This window comes from Streptomyces sp. NRRL WC-3549 (assembly GCF_000721935.1).
Classification (GTDB): Bacteria; Actinomycetota; Actinomycetes; order Streptomycetales; family Streptomycetaceae; genus Streptomyces.
The window spans coordinates 16,110-18,799 of record NZ_KL585394.1; the positions used below are offsets into that span (position 1 = coordinate 16,110).

3 protein-coding genes are annotated in these 2,690 nt (G+C 72.8%); 2 read left to right on the plus strand and 1 reads right to left on the minus strand.

Annotation, left to right across the window (positions count from 1 at the left end):
* Positions 1-340 (plus strand): hypothetical protein (locus tag IH13_RS0110670; RefSeq protein WP_031083234.1); only part of this gene is annotated, 340 nt, incomplete at its 5' end.
* Positions 341-343: 3 nt separating this feature from the next.
* On the opposite strand, the gene IH13_RS0110675 is transcribed toward IH13_RS0110670, so the two are convergent.
* On the minus strand, positions 344-1,096 hold the full coding sequence (locus IH13_RS0110675; RefSeq protein WP_031083236.1) for a hypothetical protein: 753 nt from the start codon (positions 1,094-1,096) through the stop codon (positions 344-346).
* Positions 1,097-1,419: 323 nt separating this feature from the next.
* On the opposite strand from IH13_RS0110675, the gene IH13_RS0110680 reads away from it, so the two are divergent.
* A complete protein-coding gene (locus tag IH13_RS0110680; protein WP_031083238.1) occupies positions 1,420-2,610 on the plus strand; it encodes a magnesium transporter MgtE N-terminal domain-containing protein in 1,191 nt (396 codons plus the stop codon).
* Positions 2,611-2,690 lie beyond the last annotated feature (80 nt).

A 2,690-nucleotide genomic window follows, 5' to 3' on the forward strand; every position in this document is an offset into this window, starting at 1 on the left:
GGGCGGCACCGCCGAGGTGACCGTGCGCAGCAAGGACAAGGGCGGCAGGATCGTCGCGTGGACGGCCGGCGTCGCCGTACTCGCGCCGCACTCCGAGGAGTGGGAGGCCGCGGTCGGCGAGCTCAAGGGCAAGCGGCTGAACGCGCCGGACGCCGAGCGGCTGACCGCGCGCTGGGCGCGTGAGTGCCGGGTGGTACGGCTGACGCCCACCGCGTCCGGCACCGACCTGCCGCGGACGTCGTTGGCGGCGCCGCCGCTGCCCACCCCGGCCACCACCCGGCGGCCCGTGCCCGCCGCGCTCCCCCGGCTGCTCCTCAAGCGCCGCCGCCGCACGGGCTGACGGTCAGCCGGAGGACTTGGGGAGCTGTCCGCCGTAGTCGACGGTGTCCCCCTCGTCCGGCGCCTCCAGCGCGAAGTCCTCGCCCCAGTCGGCCAGCGAGACGGATCCGCCGCCGCCGCCCCGGGCGACCCGGAGCGGATACGGTGTGCCCTTCAGGGAGACGTGGAGGGTGCCGCCCTCGCCCTGTCCGCCCATGATCTGCACGGTCCGGACCCCGCCGACCGTGTCGCGCTCGCCCTTGTTGACCTTCCCGTGCAGCGTGAGCATGCCGTCCAGGAGGGTCTTCTTCTCGGTGAACCCGCGCAGCTGCTGATAGGTCGGATCGTCCTCGGGCACCTTGACGTACTTGCCCTGGAGTTTGCCGGCGGCCTGCGTGCTGCCGTCGTCGCCCTTCCCGTCGGTCCAGAAGCCGGCGTCGGCCTTGAGGAAGAGCTCGTCCCCGACCCGCAGCAGCGCGAAGGTGTTCTTCCCCGTGGTGACCGAACCGGTGCCCCCACCGGCGCTGAGCTGCATGTTCAGGGTGTACGTGCCGCCCTTGCTGACCAGCTTGCCGGTCAGCCGCACGGCGTCGGCCGCGTCGGCCGCCGCCCGGGTCCTCTTCTCGATCTGTGCCGCCGTCAGCTTGCCCACCCCGTTGGTCCCCTTGTCGGGGTCCTCGCCCGAACAGGCCGTCAGCGCGGCGGTCACCCCCGCACAGAGCACCACGGCGAGAAGGGTCTGGCGACGGCTCCGGGCGCCCGGGGCGAAAGAGGTCACGGCGCACTGCCTCTCATCTGTGTGTCTGGGTGGCAGACGGCAGCGTACCCGTGCGCCGTACGCCTTTCGGCCCAGCGTCGTACGGACGGTCCGCCACAACGGTGCGAACCGGTACGGGCCGTGGACGCTCCCCGTGATCCGCCGCGGGTCGGCTCGCGGCGCCGGAGGCGGCGCGTCGCACGGCGGAGGGATGTCCGCATACTGGGTGTGCGGGCGGGTGCCGTGGCCGTCCTGGTGCGCCCGCCAGGCATCCCGGGACAGCCCTCGGCCTGATTCACGGCTTCACGGCGCACGAGGACACCGACGCGAGGGAGACGCGGAGCATGGCGGCAGGCACTCCCCGGGTCTTCGTCTCGCACCTCTCCGGCGTACCGGTGTTCGATCCCAACGGTGACCAGGTCGGCCGGGTCCGCGACCTGGTGGCGATGCTCCGGGTCGGCGGCAAGCCGCCGCGCCTCCTCGGCATGGTCGTCGAGGTCGTGAGCCGGCGCCGCATCTTCCTGCCGATGACCCGGGTGACGGGCGTCGAGTCCGGCCAGGTCATCACCACCGGCGTGGTCAACATGCGGCGCTTCGAGCAGCGCCCGACCGAGCGACTGGTCCTCGGGGAGTTCCTTGACCGCCGGGTGCGCCTGGTCGAGACGGACGAGGAGGTCACGGTCCTCGACGTGGCCATCCAGCAGCTGCCGGCCCGCCGCGACTGGGAGATCGACAAGCTCTTCGTACGCAAGGGCCGCGGCGGCGCGCTGCGCCGCAAGGGCGAGGCCCTGACCGTGGAGTGGTCGGCGGTCACCGGGTTCTCGCTGGAGCAGCACGGGGGCGCCGAGAGCCTGGTCGCGACCTTCGACCGGCTGCGCCCCACCGACGTCGCCAACGCGATGCACCACCTGACGCCGAAGCGCCGGGCAGAGGTGGCCGCCGCGCTGGACGACGACCGGCTCGCCGACGTGCTGGAGGAGCTCCCCGGGGACGACCAGGTGGAGATCATCGGCAAGCTGAAGGAGGACCGCGCCGCGGACGTCCTGGAGGCGATGGCCCCGGACGACGCGGCCGACCTGCTCTCCTGGCTGCCGGAGGCGGACAAGGAGCGGCTGCTGACCCTGATGCGGCCGGACGACGCGGCCGATGTGCGCCGTCTGCTCTCCTACGAGGAGCGGACCGCGGGCGGGCTGATGACGACCGAGCCGATCATCCTGCGGCCGGACGCGACCGTCGCCGACGCGCTCGCCCGGGTCCGCCAGCAGGACCTCTCCCCCGCACTGGATGTGTATAAGAGACAGACCCTGGTCAGCGCCCTGGTCGACAGCAACCTCGTCCCGCTCGCGCCGGACACCCCGCTGCCCGCGGTGACCAGCTACCTGGCCGCGTACAACCTCGTCTCGGCGCCCGTCGTGGACGAGAGCGGGTCGCTGCTGGGCGCGGTCACCGTCGACGACGTACTGGACCACCTGCTCCCCGAGGACTGGCGGGAGAACGACTTCGAGGACGGGGAGGAGGTCCCCGGTGGCCGCTGAGGACCGTACGAAGGCGCAGCCGTCGGGCGCGTCGGGCATCACGCGCCCCCCGCGGCCCCGGCTCTGTCTCTTATACACAT